The sequence below is a fragment of the Phocaeicola coprocola DSM 17136 genome (assembly GCF_000154845.1).
GTDB classification, from domain to species: domain Bacteria; phylum Bacteroidota; class Bacteroidia; order Bacteroidales; family Bacteroidaceae; genus Phocaeicola; species Phocaeicola coprocola.
The window spans coordinates 35,947-51,410 of the sequence record NZ_DS981509.1 but is presented as its reverse complement, the minus strand read 5'-3'; the positions used below and the strand labels follow the sequence as shown (position 1 = coordinate 51,410).

Sequence of the window (15,464 nt, the reverse complement as noted above, 5' to 3'; positions counted from 1 at the left end):
TTTAGGGTTAAATTATTATTTGTTTATTTATTATTGTTCATTCATAATCTTTTCCACTTCTTCGATGGTAATAGGAATACGCTTGTCGCCAGTAAAGCGTGAACCTTCCGGAGTAATCAGAATATCATCTTCCAGACGGATGCCACCGAAATCCTTGAACTTGTCTATAGCATCGAAATTCAGGTATTCAGTATTAATATTTTCTGCTCTCCATTTGTCGATCAGTGCCGGAATGAAATAGCATCCCGGTTCGTCTGTGATGACAAAGCCTTCCTGCAAACGACGTCCCATACGCAAAGAAGCCAGTCCGAACTGATCGGAAGGACGAGTTTCATCGTCGTAACCCACGTAGCACTGTCCTAAATCTTCCATGTCGTGAACGTCAATTCCCATCATATGTCCCAGACCGTGAGGCATGAACAGCGCATGAGCTCCTGCTGCTACGGCATCATCTACATTGCCTTTCATCAATCCAAGATCTTTCAATCCCTGCGCCAGCACCTTGCAGACATCCAGATGGACAGACTTGTAAGTAACTCCCGGGCGAGCCAGTTCCAAAGCACGGTCGTGGCATGCCAGTACGATGCTGTATACGTCACGTTGGCGGTCAGTAAATTTACCGCCTACAGGTATGGTTCGGGTATGGTCGGAACAGTAGTTGGTAACGCTTTCTGCACCTGCATCAGTCAGCATCAGACGGCCTGTCTGAAGAATCTGGCTGTGGTCATGATTGTGAAGTGTCTGTCCGTTCTGTGAAAGGATAGTGGCAAACGATACCATATTTCCGTATGATGCAGCAATACCATCCAGTATGCCGGCAATATATTGTTCCGAAACTCCCGGTTTGCACAGGCGCATGGCAGCCGTATGCATTTCGTAACCGATGTTGCAGGCTTTATCTATTTCCTCAATTTCGCATGCTTCTTTTACTGAGCGCAGGCTTACTACAGCCTTTATCAGCTCCAATGAAGCATGTTGTCTGGTCATGGAAGCACGGATTCCGGTCAAATCTTCCAGAAGCATCATGTTGTCGTAGCGGTAAGGAGGCAGGAAGTGAATCTTGCGTCGTTGTGATATGGCCTTTCCTACTACTTCTTTCAGTCGTGCAAACGGAAAACTTTTTTTCACTCCTACACGTTCTCCCAGTTCCTTTACACTAGGCTGAGGACCCATCCAGATAATGTCGTCCATCGTTACGTCATCGCCGAAGAAATAATCTTCCTCAGCATCAACGTCCAGCACTCCTGCATATCCGGGATGTGAATGTCCGAAGAAATAGAGGAACGAGCTGTCTTGACGGAATTTATATGTATTATCGGGATAATTGGCAGGGGCTTCATTGTTTCCCAGTATCAGGATAATACCACTACTGACTTTCTCTCTAAGTGCCTTACGGCGATTGCGGTATACTGATGATTCGAACATATTGTAATTGTTAAAGTGAAATTATTGTAATAAGTGTTGCAAAAGTAGGAAATTAAATTGAATTATGTCCTAACCATTTTCCTAAAAAATGTATCTTTGTGAAACTAAACTATTGTATGTTATGAAACTAGATTTGAAGAATATGGGCCTTGTTCTTGAAGGAGGAGGCATGCGTGGGGTTTTTACCTGCGGAGTATTAGACTATTTCATGGATCATCATATCGAGTTTCCATATGGTATCGGTGTTTCGGCTGGAGCATGTAACGGACTTTCTTACATGTCGCATCAGCGTGGACGTGCCAAATATAGCAATATCGATATGATGGCAAAGTATCATTATATCGGGTTGAAGTATTTGTGGTATCAGCATAGCATACTAGACCAAAAACTATTGTACGAGATTTTTCCAGAAGAATTGCTTCCGTACGACTATCAGGCATATTATGAAAATCCGGCACGGTTTGAAATGGTTACAACAAACTGTGTGACAGGACGTCCCTGTTACCTGGAAGAAAAGAAAGATAAAGAGCGCCTGCTGGCGATAGCAAAAGCTTCGAGCAGCTTGCCTTATGTTTGTCCCATTACGTATGTCGACGGACGTCCGATGTTGGACGGAGGAATAGTCGATTCGATACCTGTACTGCGTGCCATAGAACAGGGATATGAACGCAATGTCGTCGTATTGACACGGAACAGAGGGTATCGTAAATCGGAGAAGGATATTCGGGTACCACGGTTTATTTATACACGTTATCCAAGGTTGCGCGTTGTGTTAAGCCGGCGTTGTCAGGTTTATAATCAACAGTTGGAAATGATTGAACGGATGGAGGATGAAGGTCGGATCATTGCAATCCGTCCCGAACAACGGGTTGTTGTCAACCGTATAGAGAAGGATATCAAGAAGTTGACCAGTCTGTATGAAGAAGGTTATGCATGCGCAGAAAAAGTCATGGGGCAGTTCTTGTAAAAAACTGTATAGGCTTTTTATAGTGTATCAATACTGATGTTCTTTGTCGGAAATTAAGAGGGTTTTTGATACCAGCTTTCCTTCATGTAGGATGTCTACCATTCCCTTTTTTACGTGCTTATTTTCTTGCAAAGGATATAAAAGTAAAAAAAGCATATTTGAAATTTTAAAAGTAGTTTTCAATCTTTCCCAATCAGAGCAGAAATGAAATTAGAAAACAGCTTTTGGTAGCTCAAAAACAAGTACGGCAGCTTTCCAATAGAGGAAGGCTGCCGCACTTGTTTTTATTGTCGACTCCGGTTTGACAGAACCGGAGTTTATTTTCATTTTCGGTTATTTGCTGTTTATTTTGCGAAGCTAACCGCACGAGTTTCACGGATAACTGTAATCTTAACCTGTCCCGGATAAGTCATTTCATCCTGAATCTTCTTAGCTATTTCAGTAGACAAGCTTTCTGTTTGTTTGTCGTCTATCTTGTCTGCACCGACGATTACGCGCAACTCGCGACCTGCCTGAATAGCGTAAGTTTTTGTAACACCCGGATAAGACATTGCAAGCTGTTCCAAATCGTTCAAACGTTTGATGTAAGCCTCTACGATTTCGCGGCGTGCTCCCGGACGTGCACCAGAGATAGCATCACATACCTGTACGATAGGGGCCAGCAAGCTGGTCATTTCTATTTCATCGTGGTGAGCTCCGATAGCATTGCAGATATCTGGTTTTTCCTTATATTTTTCAGCCAGCTTCATACCAAGCAGTGCGTGTGGCAATTCTGGTTCTTCATCAGGTACTTTACCTATATCGTGCAACAATCCGGCACGTTTAGCTTTTTTCGGATTAAGTCCCAGTTCCGAAGCCATGACAGCACACAGGTTGGCTGTTTCGCGTGCATGCTGCAACAGATTCTGTCCATAAGAAGAACGATATTTCATCTTACCGATGATACGGATCAGTTCAGGATGCAGGCCATGAATACCCAAGTCGATTGTAGTACGTTTACCTGTTTCGATGATTTCATCTTCTACTTGCTTACGCACTTTTGCAACAACTTCTTCGATGCGTGCCGGATGAATACGTCCGTCGGTAACCAACTGATGTAAGGCTAGACGTGCAATTTCACGGCGGACAGGGTCGAATGCAGACAATACGATTGCTTCAGGTGTGTCGTCTACAACGATTTCTACTCCGGTTGCTGCTTCCAGCGCGCGGATGTTACGGCCTTCACGACCAATGATACGTCCTTTTATTTCATCTGATTCGATATGGAATACCGTTACAGAGTTTTCAATAGCAGTTTCTGTAGCAACTCGCTGGATAGATTGGATAACGATGCGTTTAGCTTCACGGTTTGCTGTAAGCTTAGCATCATCCATAATGTCATTGATGTAAGATTGAGCCTGAGTTTTGGCTTCTTCCTTCAACGATTCTACCAGACGTTCCTTTGCTTCTTCAGCAGAAAGTCCTGAAAGTGCTTCCAGTTTCTCACGTTCCTGTGATTGTAACTGATCTAATTCTTCCTTCTTCTTTTCAATGATAACCAGCTGTGCGTCCAGATTTTCCTTGATGGCTTCATTCTCGTTGCGTTTACGCTGCAACTCTTCATTTTTCTGGTTCAGCACCATTTCGCGCTGTTTCAGCTTGTTTTCTGCCTGTTGAATTTTTTGATTACGAAGAGCAACTTCCTTTTCCAGATCAGCCTTTTTATTCAGGAATTTCTCTTTTACTTCCAGAAGTTTGTTTTTCTTTATAACCTCAGCTTCTGTTTCCGCTTCCTTTATAATTTTATCATATCGCGCTTTCAAGCCATACTTGAAAAAGCAATATGAAAGTGCCCCTCCAATCAGAAAGGCGATAACCGTTAATATTACTAATGTCAACATTATAAGTAGTTTAAAATATAAATAAAAAACGCACAAACTTTCTGTCAGGTTGTTTTCCTGACGTCAAGCTTGTGCGCAAATGTTTTCTATCTTTCGTTTACTAAACGCTTACTCACTCTTTTTACCGATACACTCGTCTATATCTTGTTCCAGTTGTTTCAGCTTTTCCAGATAAGGCGTGGTATCATTACGGTCTTTCATAGACATATTTTCAAAAGCCAGCTCCAGGGCTGTCATAACCCAATACTTCTCAGTATTGAAATTAGGGAACTTATTGCGGTATTTGTTTAGTTTATAATCAATCTGTTTGGCTGCATCCCGATATAGTTGTTCCTCTTCACGTTTAATGATGAGCGGATATCGTTCGTTGTCAATCAGCAGATGTATTTTCATTTGGTCGTCCGTCATGCTCTTTTCACCGTTTTAATTATTCATTCAGCAAAGCGATACATTTGTCGACTTCACGCACAAGCTTCGCCAATCGTTGTTTGGTATCTCGGAGTTCATTGTCGTTGATACTGATTATGCGAGCTGTTTTTAAATTGGTATACATGGCTTCCAATTCTTTTCGGCTATTTTGAAGTTCGGCTATTTCAACTTCTTTTTCAGCAAGAAGTTGACGGAGAGATGCATTTTCTTTTTGTTGTTCTTCATATAAATACATAAAATGCCTCAGTTTCCCTTCGAAAGTATTCAATAGCTTTTTGTCTTCTTCCGTCATTTTGTACCAAAATTGTATACAAATATAGTGGATTGAAGAGAAACACAAAAATTTTTGCTCATATTTTCTTTTAAATAGGATAAAATTTAAGGGATATTGGGCAAATTTTCGGGTGGAATCAGAATGTTGACACTTTTTTGTTGTTAAAAGAATTGGATGTATAAAGGTTATACATGGAATGAATAAAAATGAAAAAATCGCTTCGGATTCTTTATGTTAAGATGCTCCGAAGCGATTTTTTACTTATATCTTAGAGATGCTTATCTTTTTTCGATATCTCCATTGATTAGTGTTTGAGGTTCTTCTTTCAGTAAACCACGATTTTTGAGTAACGCATCTATCTTAGGTTCGCGGCCACGGAAATTCTTATACATAGTCATGCCATCGTCGATGCCACCCGGTGTCAGGATATATTTACGGAATTTGTCTGCCATTTCTTTGTTGAAGATGTCACCTGTTTCCTTGAAAGCCTGAAATGCGTCACAGTCTAATACCTCAGCCCACATATAGCTGTAATATCCGGCTGTATATCCACCTCCCATTGTGTGACTGAAATTGGTAACACGGTAGCGTGGATAGATTTGTGAAGGAATTCCGCGTTCTTTCAGTTTTTGAGATTCGAACTCCATAACATTCAGGTCAGAAGGAACTTCTTTCAGTGTATGTAAGTCCATATCTGTAAGCGAAGCAGCCAGATATTCTACTGTAGCAAAACCCTGACCGTATTTAGCGCTTTCTTCTATTTTCTTTACCAGTTCCATTGGTATTACTTCGCCTGTTTTGTAGTGTTTGGCGTAGATGTTCAGCACTTCCGGTTCGAATGCCCAGTGCTCATTTATTTGCGAAGGAAGTTCTACAAAGTCGCGTTCAACATTGGAAACTCCCGGGTAGTGTACGTCGCACATGAAACTGTGCAAGGCATGTCCAAATTCATGGAACATGGTTGTTACATTGTCAATGCTTTGCAAAGCAGGTTTGTCACCGCTTGCAGTTGTCATGTTGCATACGTTTACAACCACTGGCAGAACTCGTTCATTGCCGTTATAGCTCTGATCTCTGAAACCTGTACACCAGGCTCCGGCTCCTTTACCGTCACGCGGGTAATAGTCGCTGTAGAAGAGGGCAAGTACTTTACCATCTTTATCGATCACTTCCCATGACTGAGCTGTTTTTTCATACACAGGGAATTTATCTGTACATTCTCTGAAAGTCAAGCCATAAAGTTTATTTGCTACATAGAAGATACCTTTCAGTACATTGTTGATTTCAAGGTATTCTGAAACTTTATCTTCATCGATAGCATATTTGGCTTGTTTAGCTTTATTAAGATAGTACATATAGTCCCATCCTTCCGGCTCGAAGTTATAGCCATCTTTCTTTATTTCAGCACGTATATCATTCAGCTCTTCTTTAGCTTTTTCTACAGCAGGAGTCCATACCTGGTCGAGCAAGCGGTATACATTCTGTTCGTTTTTTGCCATACGATTGTCGAGGGCAAGAGAAGCATAATCTTCATATCCCATCAGCTTAGCTTTTTGTAAGCGTAAAGTAACCAGTTTGCGGGATATTTCTTTATTGTCATACTGGTTGTTCTGATTTCCTCGATTGTAATATGCATCATATACGCGATGACGCAATTCACGGTTTTTACAGTATTGTAGAACAGGGTTACAGCTTGGACGCTGCATATTGAACATCCATTTTCCTTTCTGTCCGTTTTCTTCTGCCATTTTAGCGGCAGCTTCGATATTTGCTTCTGGAAGTCCTTCCAGTTCTTCCAGTTTGTCGACTGTAACAAATGTGTTATTGGTTTCGTGCATCAGGTTTTGGCTGAATGTAAGTTCCAGCAGTGATATTTCACTGTTCAGCTTACGTAATTCGGCTTTCTGCTCATCATTTAATCCAGCGCCGCCACGGATAAAACGCTTGTACACATTTTCCAGTAGTTTGGTCTGTTCTTTATCTAATCCAAATTTTTTCTGATTGTCGTAAACTTCTTTCACTTTTGCAAAAAGCAATGGATTCAAGTAAATATCATCGCTGTGTGCAGAAAATAATGGAGACAGTTCTTTTTCCAAAGCGCGAGTCTCTTCGGTTGAGTTGCTACTAGCGATAGGTCCGAAAACATATTCTACTTTAGTAAGCAGTTCTCCACTGCGGTCGAGTGCAACGATAGTGTTTTCGAAGTCGGGTACTGCGCGATTTCGGATAATAGCATTGATTTCCTGTTTCTGTTCTTCCATTCCTTTCAGGAACGCTTCACGGTAGTTGTCGATAGTAATTTTTTCGAATGGAGCAATTTCATACGGAGTACCATACGATTCTGATAGAAATGGATTGGTACTTTGTGCCATGCTGCTTCCTCCCAATGCCAGAGCGAAGGCGGCTGTGAATAAACATTTCTTCATTTTGTTAAAATAGGTATGTTAATTGTTATAATCTTTGAGCGCAAATATAACGAAATGTCAGGAATTTAACAAGTGGGGCAGATTGCCTGTTTTTATATTTGATGCTTTTCGTTTTTAGGTAAGTGTATAATTCTTTCTGTATAGGTTAGAGAAACTCTATGTTTTAGTCGACGAATCTCTTAGATTTTTACGTTGCTCCTTATTTGCTTATGCTAATTTTAAGGTAAATCATATCTTTCAATTGTTTACCTGCTTCAAAAATCGGATGCTCATAATTGTCGGTGAAAAAGTTGGGTATCCGATGTGAATATACAAATCCGCAATTCTTGTAGAAGGCTATAGTTATAGGAGAGTCTCCGGTTCCGACAAGCATTGTATGGCATCGGGCTTTATAATGTTTCAGAAGAAAGAATATCAACTTTTTTCCATATCCCTGACGCTGGAACTGTGGATAGACAGCAATGTTTTTGATTTCGTAGATACCTTTACCTTCTTCGGTTATAACGCATGAAGCTTTTATCTCATTGTTTTCAGCTAGAACGAACATGTCTCCGCGTTTTAAATAGCGATCGATCATGGATTCTTGCTCATCAGCAAGGAGCAGTAAATCGAGATATTGCTTTTTGTTGTAGAAAATAGGATATATATTTATCATATTCAGTTTTTATGTAAATGGCTTGATGTGCTATAAAATACTTTTTTTATTGAAGTCATAAAATTAGATAGCTGTAGCTTATTCAACAAGTATAAACTGAATTTTATAGTTCTGTATTAAAATAATATTTATTAGAACCGTTTTATGTATATAGACTTGTACGATACTTCAGTTGTTGGATGCTCCAATAAAACAGATAGAGATTCTAATTCAGAATATAAAAAAAGTGTAAACCTCGCAAATGCTTGATTTACACTTTTTATTGGCGGAGAGACAGGGATTCGAACCCCGGGTACCTCGCGGTACAACGGTTTTCAAGACCGCCGCAATCGACCACTCTGCCACCTCTCCAAAACTCTTTTGTAAGAGTGCTTCCTTTCAAAAGCGATGCAAAGGTACGTAAAATTTTGTAATAAGCAAGCATTTGGGTAAAAAAAGTTTTTAGAGAGGTGGCTTTTGATAATAAATACATATCTTTGTAAAATTAATAACACTTAGAAAACTTGATTATGAATAAGGCGATTATTACTGTAGTAGGTGGAGATACAGTGGGTATCATAGCAAAGGTATGTTCTTATCTTGCTAAAAATAATGTAAACATATTGGATATTTCTCAGACTATTGTTCAGGAGTATTTTAATATGATGATGATTGTAGATCTGGCGAATATAGAAAAGCCTTTCGAGCAAATAGTAACTGAACTGGTAGAAGCCGGAAATGAAATCGGAGTACAGGTGAAATGCCAGCGTGAGGAAATATTCAATAAAATGCATCGTATCTAAAAAACAGTATTGCTATGATTAATATATCCGAGGTTCTCGAAACCAATAAGATGATAGAGAAAGAAAATCTGGATGTACGTACCATTACTATGGGAATAAACTTGTTGGACTGTGCCGACAGTAATCTGGATGTTCTCTGTCAGAATATATATAATAAGATGACCCGCTTTGCTAAAAATCTGGTAAAAACGGGAGAGGATATTGCCAAGGAGTATGGAATTCCTATCGTAAACAAACGTATTTCTATTACTCCTATAGCATTGGTTGGCGGTACTGCATGCCATACTCCGGATGATTATGTAAAGATAGCACAGACATTAGACCGGGTTGCAGAAGAATTGGGAGTAAATTTTATCGGAGGATATTCTGCTATTGTTTCGAAAGGCATGACCCGAAGCGATGAATTGCTTATTCGTTCTATTCCTAAGGCTTTGGCTTGTACGGAACGTATTTGCAGCTCAGTGAATGTGGGATCGACTAAAACAGGCATCAATATGGATGCTGTTCGCCTTATGGGAGAAATAATCAAGGAGACTGCGGAATTGACTAAGGAGCGTGATTCTTTGGGATGTGCTAAACTGGTCGTATTGTGTAATGCTCCCGATGATAATCCATTTATGGCAGGAGCTTTTCATGGAGTATCGGAAGACGATGCTATTATAAATGTTGGTGTCAGCGGACCGGGCGTTGTGAAATACGCATTGGAACAAGTACGTGGTGAAGGTTTTGAGGTACTTTGTGAAACTATCAAGCGTACAGCCTTTAAGATTACACGTGTCGGACAGCTGGTTGCACAGGAAGCTTCTCGCCGTTTGGGCGTTCCTTTCGGTATCATTGATTTGTCACTTGCTCCAACTCCGGCTATTGGTGATAGTGTAGCCGAAATATTACAGGAGATTGGTTTGGAACATCCGGGAGCACCTGGAACCACAGCTGCTCTTGCTTTGTTGAACGATCAGGTAAAGAAAGGTGGAGTAATGGCTTCATCGTATGTTGGAGGACTAAGTGGAGCATTTATTCCTGTCAGTGAAGATCAGGGTATGATAAATGCGGTAGAAGCCGGTGCTTTAACTTTGGAAAAACTGGAGGCGATGACTTGTGTTTGTTCAGTAGGTTTGGATATGATTGCTATCCCAGGAACTACATCTGCTGCAACTATTTCGGGTATTATTGCCGATGAAACAGCTATTGGTATGATTAACCAGAAAACCACCGCCGTGCGTATTATTCCTGTAGTGGGTAAAGAGGTTGGTGATACTGTTGAGTTTGGTGGATTGCTGGGATATGCTCCTGTGATGCCTGTCAACCGTTTTAGCTGTGAGGCTTTTGTAAATCGTAAGGGACGTATTCCTGCGCCGATTCATAGCTTTAAAAATTAATTATTGCTTTTTATATGAGAGATCAGCCGGATTCGATAGAAAAGAATTCGGCTGATTTTTTTGTTTCGAGAGACAAGCGAGTCTTTATATTTCAATAATAAAATGCAATTAATTATTTTACTTGTGTGTTTTATTTGGTCTTCTGAAAGTATTTTGAAGGCAGGTTAAGATCTTATTTGAAAAGGAATTATAAAACTATCGGGGTATTTCTAAATGTTATCATTATTTATTGGTTAAAAATGAAAATATTTTACTGATATTCTTGCTGATTTTAAAATTAAATTCTTTCTTTGCGGAAAACAAAAATAAACTTTAACTAAACCTGTTAAAGTCAATTATTGTATTTAATTATTGCATCTGGGTGATAATAATACTTTGATAGTTAACCTTAATTTTTTTATGAAAAAGAATCAATTTTGTCGGGAGGTGAACTCTCCTTGGACAAGGAGACTTTTACACTCTGTCCCCATTGCCCTTAGTTTGTTTGTCGCAATTAGTTCTGCAGCAGAAGTAATGGCTGCGAATGTTGCTGAAGTTTCTGTATCTCAGTAAGTTACAGAATTTACTGGTACTGTTGTCGATGTAAATGGTGATCCGTTGATTGGAGTAAATGTAGTAGAAAAAGGTACTGAAAATGGTGCTATAACGGATTTTGAAGGAAACTTTTCTTTAAGCTTATCATCTCCGAATGCTGTTTTAGTTTTTTCTTATATAGGCTATGTATCACAGGAGGTTTCGGCTAAAAATCAAAATGGTGCAAAGATAGTCCTGAAAGAAGATACTGAAACTTTGGATGAAGTTGTTGTTATTGGTTATGGAGCTGTTCGTAAGGCTGATGTAGCAGGAGTGGTTGCTGTACTTGATAATAAAAGCTTTAAGGATCAGCCTATAACGCAGGTTTCGGATGCTTTGCAAGGACGTGTTTCTGGTGTACAAGTGGAAAACAGTGGTGTGCCAGGCGGTAGCGTAAAGATTCGTGTGCGCGGTTCTGGTTCTATTAATAAAAGTAATGATCCTTTGTATGTAGTGGATGGTATTGTACGGGAAAGTGGTTTGGATGGCATTAATCCAGAGGATATACAGTCTATGCAAGTCTTAAAAGATGCTTCTTCTACAGCTATCTATGGTTCTCGTGGTTCAAACGGTGTTGTATTGGTTACGACTAAGACAGGGTTGGCTGGAGCTACTCAAGTAACTTTGGATGCCTCGTTTGGAGTTGCAAATGTATATAAACGCTATGATTTGCTTAATTCACGTGAATATGCTCAGGCTTTGGTCGATGCTGGAAAGAAAACGCAAGATGAGATGTCTGTTTATTTGAATGGTACGAATCCAGGAATAGACTGGCAGGATGAAATTTTCCGTACAGGTATTACTCAGAATTATAAAGTAGCGGTATCGTCAGGTAATGATAAGACTCAGTTCTATTTGTCCGGCAACTATATGGGACAGACTGGAGTTGTAATAGAGTCGAAGAATGAACGCTATCAGGCTAAAGCTAATGTTACGTCACAAGTTACTCCATGGCTGCATGTGACGGCAGATGTCAATGCTTCGCATAATATACGTAAAGGAGGATCTTTTGCTACTGGAAAAGATAATCCGATCTGGATTGCCATGAACTATTCTCCTACTATGCAGATGATGGATGGTAATAATTATGCGAAGGATCCTATTAACTCCATAGCCAGCAATCCTGTAGGTATTTTGCGTTTGCAAGGTGGAGAAACTATGACTGATGTGTTTACCGGACACGTAGATTTGCGTTTTAATCTTGCAAAAGGACTGACTTTTACGACAACTAACGGTGTTGACTATTACGATGCCAAATCATACAGTTTTTCTTCTAAACGGGTGAATCCGTCGAACAGCATGGGAAATAGTGATACCTACCGTATGATGTTGCAGAGTTCTAATAACTTTACTTACATGGGTAAGTGGAATAAGCACTCGCTGACATCTACTGCCGTATACGAAGTAACGAAGTATGAGGAACGTCTGATGAATATTTCCGGAAAAAATCTTTTGACGGAATCTGTCGGTTGGTGGGATGCAAGTATGGCTCAAAGCCGCGATGTAAGTAATGGTATACAGAACTGGGCACTGGTTTCCGGAGTAACGCGTGTGATGTATAATTATAACGACCGTTATCAGCTGACAGGTACTTTCCGTGCTGACGGTTCTTCTCGCTTCTCTAAAAATAAATGGGGATTCTTTCCTTCTGTAGCTGCTGCCTGGACTATCAGTAATGAAAAGTTCATGAAGAATGTCAAGGCTGTACAAGACTTGAAACTGCGTGCTAGTTTTGGTATCGTGGGTAATCAGGCTATTGATCCGTATTCTACTTTAGGACTGATGACGCAGACTAAATATAATTTTGGAACAAGCAGTGACTATGTCGGTTATTGGGCTAATGATATTGCAACTCCTGAACTTACATGGGAAAAGACTCGCCAGTTTGATGTTGGTCTGGATTTTTCAATGTTCAATCACCGTTTGTCAATGAGTGTCGATTACTTTGATAAGCGCACTACCGATGCTTTGCTTAAAAAGACAATGCCTAATTATAAAGGTGGTGCAAGTTATTGGGTGAATGATGGAGAAATCAGTAACCGAGGTGTAGATATATCACTGACTGCACATTTGATTCAGCATAAGAATTTTACCTGGTCGACAACTGTAAACAGAACTTATCTGAAGAATCGTGTAGAAAAACTTGCTGGAGGTGAAAACTATTATTTCTTCGGCTCAAAGCCGGCTTCAGGTATGGTGGATGAGGCTAGTATCATTAAGCCGGGATATGCAATCGGATCTTTCTATGGTTATATCTGGACAGGGCTTGATGAATCTGGTAAGGATACTTATCAGGATATGGATAATAGCGGAACAATTGATGGATCCGATCGTCGGGTTATCGGAAAGGCAACTCCTGACTTTACTGTAGGATGGAATAATACATTGACTTACAAAAATTGGGATCTTAACTTATTCTTCAACGGAGCCTTCGGAGCTGACAGATTGAATCTGGCACGTTTTACAATGGCTTCAATGGTAGGCGATTCTCGTTTTATTACATTACGTGAGGCTTATACTGATAATTTTGATAAGGTGGGACAGTCGGCTATATATCCGGGGCTGAAGGTGGCTGGAAATAATTATCAGGCTGTATCTACCAAGTGGGTTGAAGATGCTAGCTATGTAAGACTGGAAAATATCAGTTTATCGTATAATCTGTCGAAAAAAGTAACAAAGTTTGCCGATATCCGTTTGACGCTAAGCTGCCAGAATCTCTTTACTATTACCGGTTATAAGGGTATGGATCCGGTTGGAACAACTTTCTCTAATGATAATGTGGATGTGGATGCAGGTATTGATATGGGAGCTTATCCTACTCCTCGTACTTTTACCTTCGGTGTGCGCATGAACTTTTAACCTTTAATCAAATTGATATGATATGAAAACAAAGATATTTCTGGGCTGTATCATGGCAGCTTCATTGATAACTGTTTCCTGTTCGGACTTGCTTCAGGAAAATCCTCAGGGAAAACTTACTCCAGAAGGTTATTTCAGTACACAGGAAGAACTGGATATGAGTGTATATTCGTTGTACAGTAAAGTAAATTATTCACAAACTCGTACCAATCCTCAGTATCCTCAGTGGCAGGGAGATGATATTACGACCAATCCGGGAAGTAACAAGCAGGCCGCTGCAGAAATTGACCGTTTTGCTCCAGTGAACTCTAATAAAGGAGTAAAAGATTGCTGGTCCGACCATTATGCAATTATAAAAGCTGCTAATTTTATTATACAGAACGCTTCGAAAACTCCTACTGATGCTGCATCGCTGAATCAGGCTATAGGTCAGGCTAAGTTCTGGCGTGCTTATGCTTATTTTACGTTGGTACGCCTTTTCGGAGATATTCCATTGACACTGACCAATGAAAACGATGATTTCACTATGAAACCTAGCAGTGTAGAACAGGTGTACGAGCAAATTGTAGCCGACCTTACTTCGGATGAATGTGAAGGACTACCCGCAAGTTATAAGAATGCACCGGCTTTTTTGAATGGTGTAAATGTATATGTAACCAAACAAGCAGTAGAGGCTACGCGTGCTGCTGTGTATATGGCTATGGCCGGATGGCCTTTAGGGAAAGGAACTGCTTATTATAAAAAAGCAGCCGATGAAGCCAAGAAGGTGATAGAAGGTGAACGTAATGGAATATATGATATTCGTATGGATGAGAATTTTTACGATGTATATGCCATGAGTAATAACTATAATAAGGAAACCATTCTTGGAATTAATTATTCTCCAAATGTAGACTGGGTGCAAGATTCCCAACTTACTTCATGTGATCAGTTTGAATCACTTGGTGGATGGGGAGATGCATGGGGAGAAATCCGTTTCTGGCAGAAATTTCCGGAAGGTCCTCGCAAGGATGCCACTTATGACCCACAGATTCTGAAACCCAATAAAGATGGAAACGGGTATGAACTGCATAACTGGTATGACAAATCAGAAGACGGTTGGGTGATTCCGGAATGTCATCCGATGTTCAGCGTCTTTTCTGTAAACTGGGAACCGTCGACAAAGACTAATATTGATGCTCCGTATGATTATACGTTGCCTGCAAGTCAGAATATGTGTAATGGGCATCGTCATCGTCTGATACGCTATGCAGAAGTGAAACTGTGGTACGCAGAAGCTGCTGCCCGTGCGGGAGAAAGCGATTTGTCATTGGCAAAACAATGTCTGAAAGACGTGCGTAAGCGTGGAATGGTAGGTGATACCTATGGAACAAAGGAAAAAACGTATGAAGATGATGGAAAATGGCAAGTTATAAATGGAGTAAATATTGATGCAATGAATGCTTCACAGCTTGCTGAGGCTGCTTTAGAGGGACATGGATGGGAAGTTGCTGGTTATTGGGTTGCTATGGTAACTCGCCGGGCAGACCAGTTCCGTATGAAACTTCTACAGAAAACGTTTGAAGAACGTCAGGGCAATCCTGAAATTGAAATAGTGCCGGGAGTAAAGGTGAAAGAAGGTGTAGAAGTAAGCGGCTCATGGAATGATAAGATGGTATATATGCCTTATCCAGATACTGATTCGGCTAAAAATCCAAACCTTTAATTTAGAAGATGGTTTTCGGTTTTCAGTAAGGTATATTATATAATCGAGACTGTAGAGAGAGAAGGAGGTTCTGCCGGATAAAATGCCGGGGAACTTCCTCTTTTCGTGTT

Annotated in this window: 10 protein-coding genes, 1 tRNA gene and 1 pseudogene; 5 read left to right on the top strand and 7 right to left on the bottom strand. The window is 40.3% G+C overall.

Annotated features, from left to right (window positions below):
* Positions 1–30 precede the first annotated feature (30 nt).
* Positions 31–1,425, bottom strand: a complete 1,395-nt coding sequence (locus BACCOP_RS17310) for an aminopeptidase P family protein (RefSeq protein ID WP_007571398.1) — start codon at positions 1,423–1,425, stop codon at positions 31–33.
* Positions 1,426–1,546: 121 nt separating this feature from the next.
* Here BACCOP_RS17310 and BACCOP_RS17305 point away from each other — a divergent pair, with 121 nt between their 5' ends.
* Positions 1,547–2,392, top strand: a complete 846-nt coding sequence (locus BACCOP_RS17305; RefSeq protein ID WP_040312216.1) for a patatin-like phospholipase family protein — start codon at positions 1,547–1,549, stop codon at positions 2,390–2,392.
* A 344-nt stretch (positions 2,393–2,736) separates the two neighbouring features.
* Here BACCOP_RS17305 and rny read toward each other — a convergent pair whose 3' ends face one another.
* From rny to BACCOP_RS17275, 6 genes are all read right to left on the bottom strand, one after another.
* Positions 2,737–4,272 carry a ribonuclease Y gene (rny, locus tag BACCOP_RS17300; protein ID WP_007571392.1) on the bottom strand — a complete coding sequence of 512 codons (1,536 nt, stop codon included), beginning with the start codon at positions 4,270–4,272 and terminating at the stop codon, positions 2,737–2,739.
* Between the two features lie 108 nt (positions 4,273–4,380).
* Positions 4,381–4,680, bottom strand: a complete 300-nt coding sequence (locus tag BACCOP_RS17295; protein WP_007571391.1) for a cell division protein ZapA — start codon at positions 4,678–4,680, stop codon at positions 4,381–4,383.
* Between the two features lie 19 nt (positions 4,681–4,699).
* On the bottom strand, positions 4,700–4,993 hold the full coding sequence (locus BACCOP_RS17290) for a hypothetical protein (protein WP_007571390.1): 294 nt from the start codon (positions 4,991–4,993) through the stop codon (positions 4,700–4,702).
* A gap of 260 nt (positions 4,994–5,253) precedes the next feature.
* Positions 5,254–7,401 carry a M3 family metallopeptidase gene (locus tag BACCOP_RS17285; RefSeq protein ID WP_007571389.1) on the bottom strand — a complete coding sequence of 716 codons (2,148 nt, stop codon included), beginning with the start codon at positions 7,399–7,401 and terminating at the stop codon, positions 5,254–5,256.
* A gap of 199 nt (positions 7,402–7,600) precedes the next feature.
* Entirely contained in the window at positions 7,601–8,056 is a 456-nt protein-coding gene (locus BACCOP_RS17280) for a GNAT family N-acetyltransferase (protein WP_007571388.1), read from the bottom strand.
* Between the two features lie 263 nt (positions 8,057–8,319).
* Positions 8,320–8,407, bottom strand: a tRNA-Ser gene (locus tag BACCOP_RS17275).
* A gap of 158 nt (positions 8,408–8,565) precedes the next feature.
* Between BACCOP_RS17275 and BACCOP_RS17270 the strand changes: the two genes are divergently transcribed.
* From BACCOP_RS17270 to BACCOP_RS17255, 4 genes and pseudogenes are all read left to right on the top strand, one after another.
* The gene (locus BACCOP_RS17270) at positions 8,566–8,838 is read left to right on the top strand and encodes an ACT domain-containing protein (RefSeq protein ID WP_007571386.1); all 273 of its coding nucleotides are present in this window, start codon (positions 8,566–8,568) and stop codon (positions 8,836–8,838) included.
* 14 nt (positions 8,839–8,852) lie between these two features.
* The gene (locus BACCOP_RS17265) at positions 8,853–10,217 is read left to right on the top strand and encodes a PFL family protein (RefSeq protein ID WP_007571384.1); all 1,365 of its coding nucleotides are present in this window, start codon (positions 8,853–8,855) and stop codon (positions 10,215–10,217) included.
* Between the two features lie 513 nt (positions 10,218–10,730).
* Positions 10,731–13,649 (top strand): annotated as a pseudogene (locus BACCOP_RS17260) (SusC/RagA family TonB-linked outer membrane protein).
* A gap of 22 nt (positions 13,650–13,671) precedes the next feature.
* Positions 13,672–15,354: a RagB/SusD family nutrient uptake outer membrane protein gene (locus BACCOP_RS17255; protein WP_007571382.1), complete on the top strand. Its 1,683-nt coding sequence runs from the start codon at positions 13,672–13,674 to the stop codon at positions 15,352–15,354.
* The last annotated feature ends 110 nt before the right edge of the window (positions 15,355–15,464 follow it).

Bases quoted from the DNA above. Each gene is read 5' to 3' on its own strand.
- BACCOP_RS17310 (WP_007571398.1), bottom strand. From the start codon at position 1,425: ATGTTCGAATCATCAGTATACCGCAATCGCCGTAAGGCACTTAGAGAG.
- BACCOP_RS17305 (WP_040312216.1), top strand. From the start codon at position 1,547: ATGAAACTAGATTTGAAGAATATGGGCCTTGTTCTTGAAGGAGGAGGC.
- rny (WP_007571392.1), bottom strand. From the start codon at position 4,272: ATGTTGACATTAGTAATATTAACGGTTATCGCCTTTCTGATTGGAGGG.
- BACCOP_RS17295 (WP_007571391.1), bottom strand. From the start codon at position 4,680: ATGACGGACGACCAAATGAAAATACATCTGCTGATTGACAACGAACGA.
- BACCOP_RS17290 (WP_007571390.1), bottom strand. From the start codon at position 4,993: ATGACGGAAGAAGACAAAAAGCTATTGAATACTTTCGAAGGGAAACTG.
- BACCOP_RS17285 (WP_007571389.1), bottom strand. From the start codon at position 7,401: ATGAAGAAATGTTTATTCACAGCCGCCTTCGCTCTGGCATTGGGAGGA.
- BACCOP_RS17280 (WP_007571388.1), bottom strand. From the start codon at position 8,056: ATGATAAATATATATCCTATTTTCTACAACAAAAAGCAATATCTCGAT.
- BACCOP_RS17270 (WP_007571386.1), top strand. From the start codon at position 8,566: ATGAATAAGGCGATTATTACTGTAGTAGGTGGAGATACAGTGGGTATC.
- BACCOP_RS17265 (WP_007571384.1), top strand. From the start codon at position 8,853: ATGATTAATATATCCGAGGTTCTCGAAACCAATAAGATGATAGAGAAA.
- BACCOP_RS17255 (WP_007571382.1), top strand. From the start codon at position 13,672: ATGAAAACAAAGATATTTCTGGGCTGTATCATGGCAGCTTCATTGATA.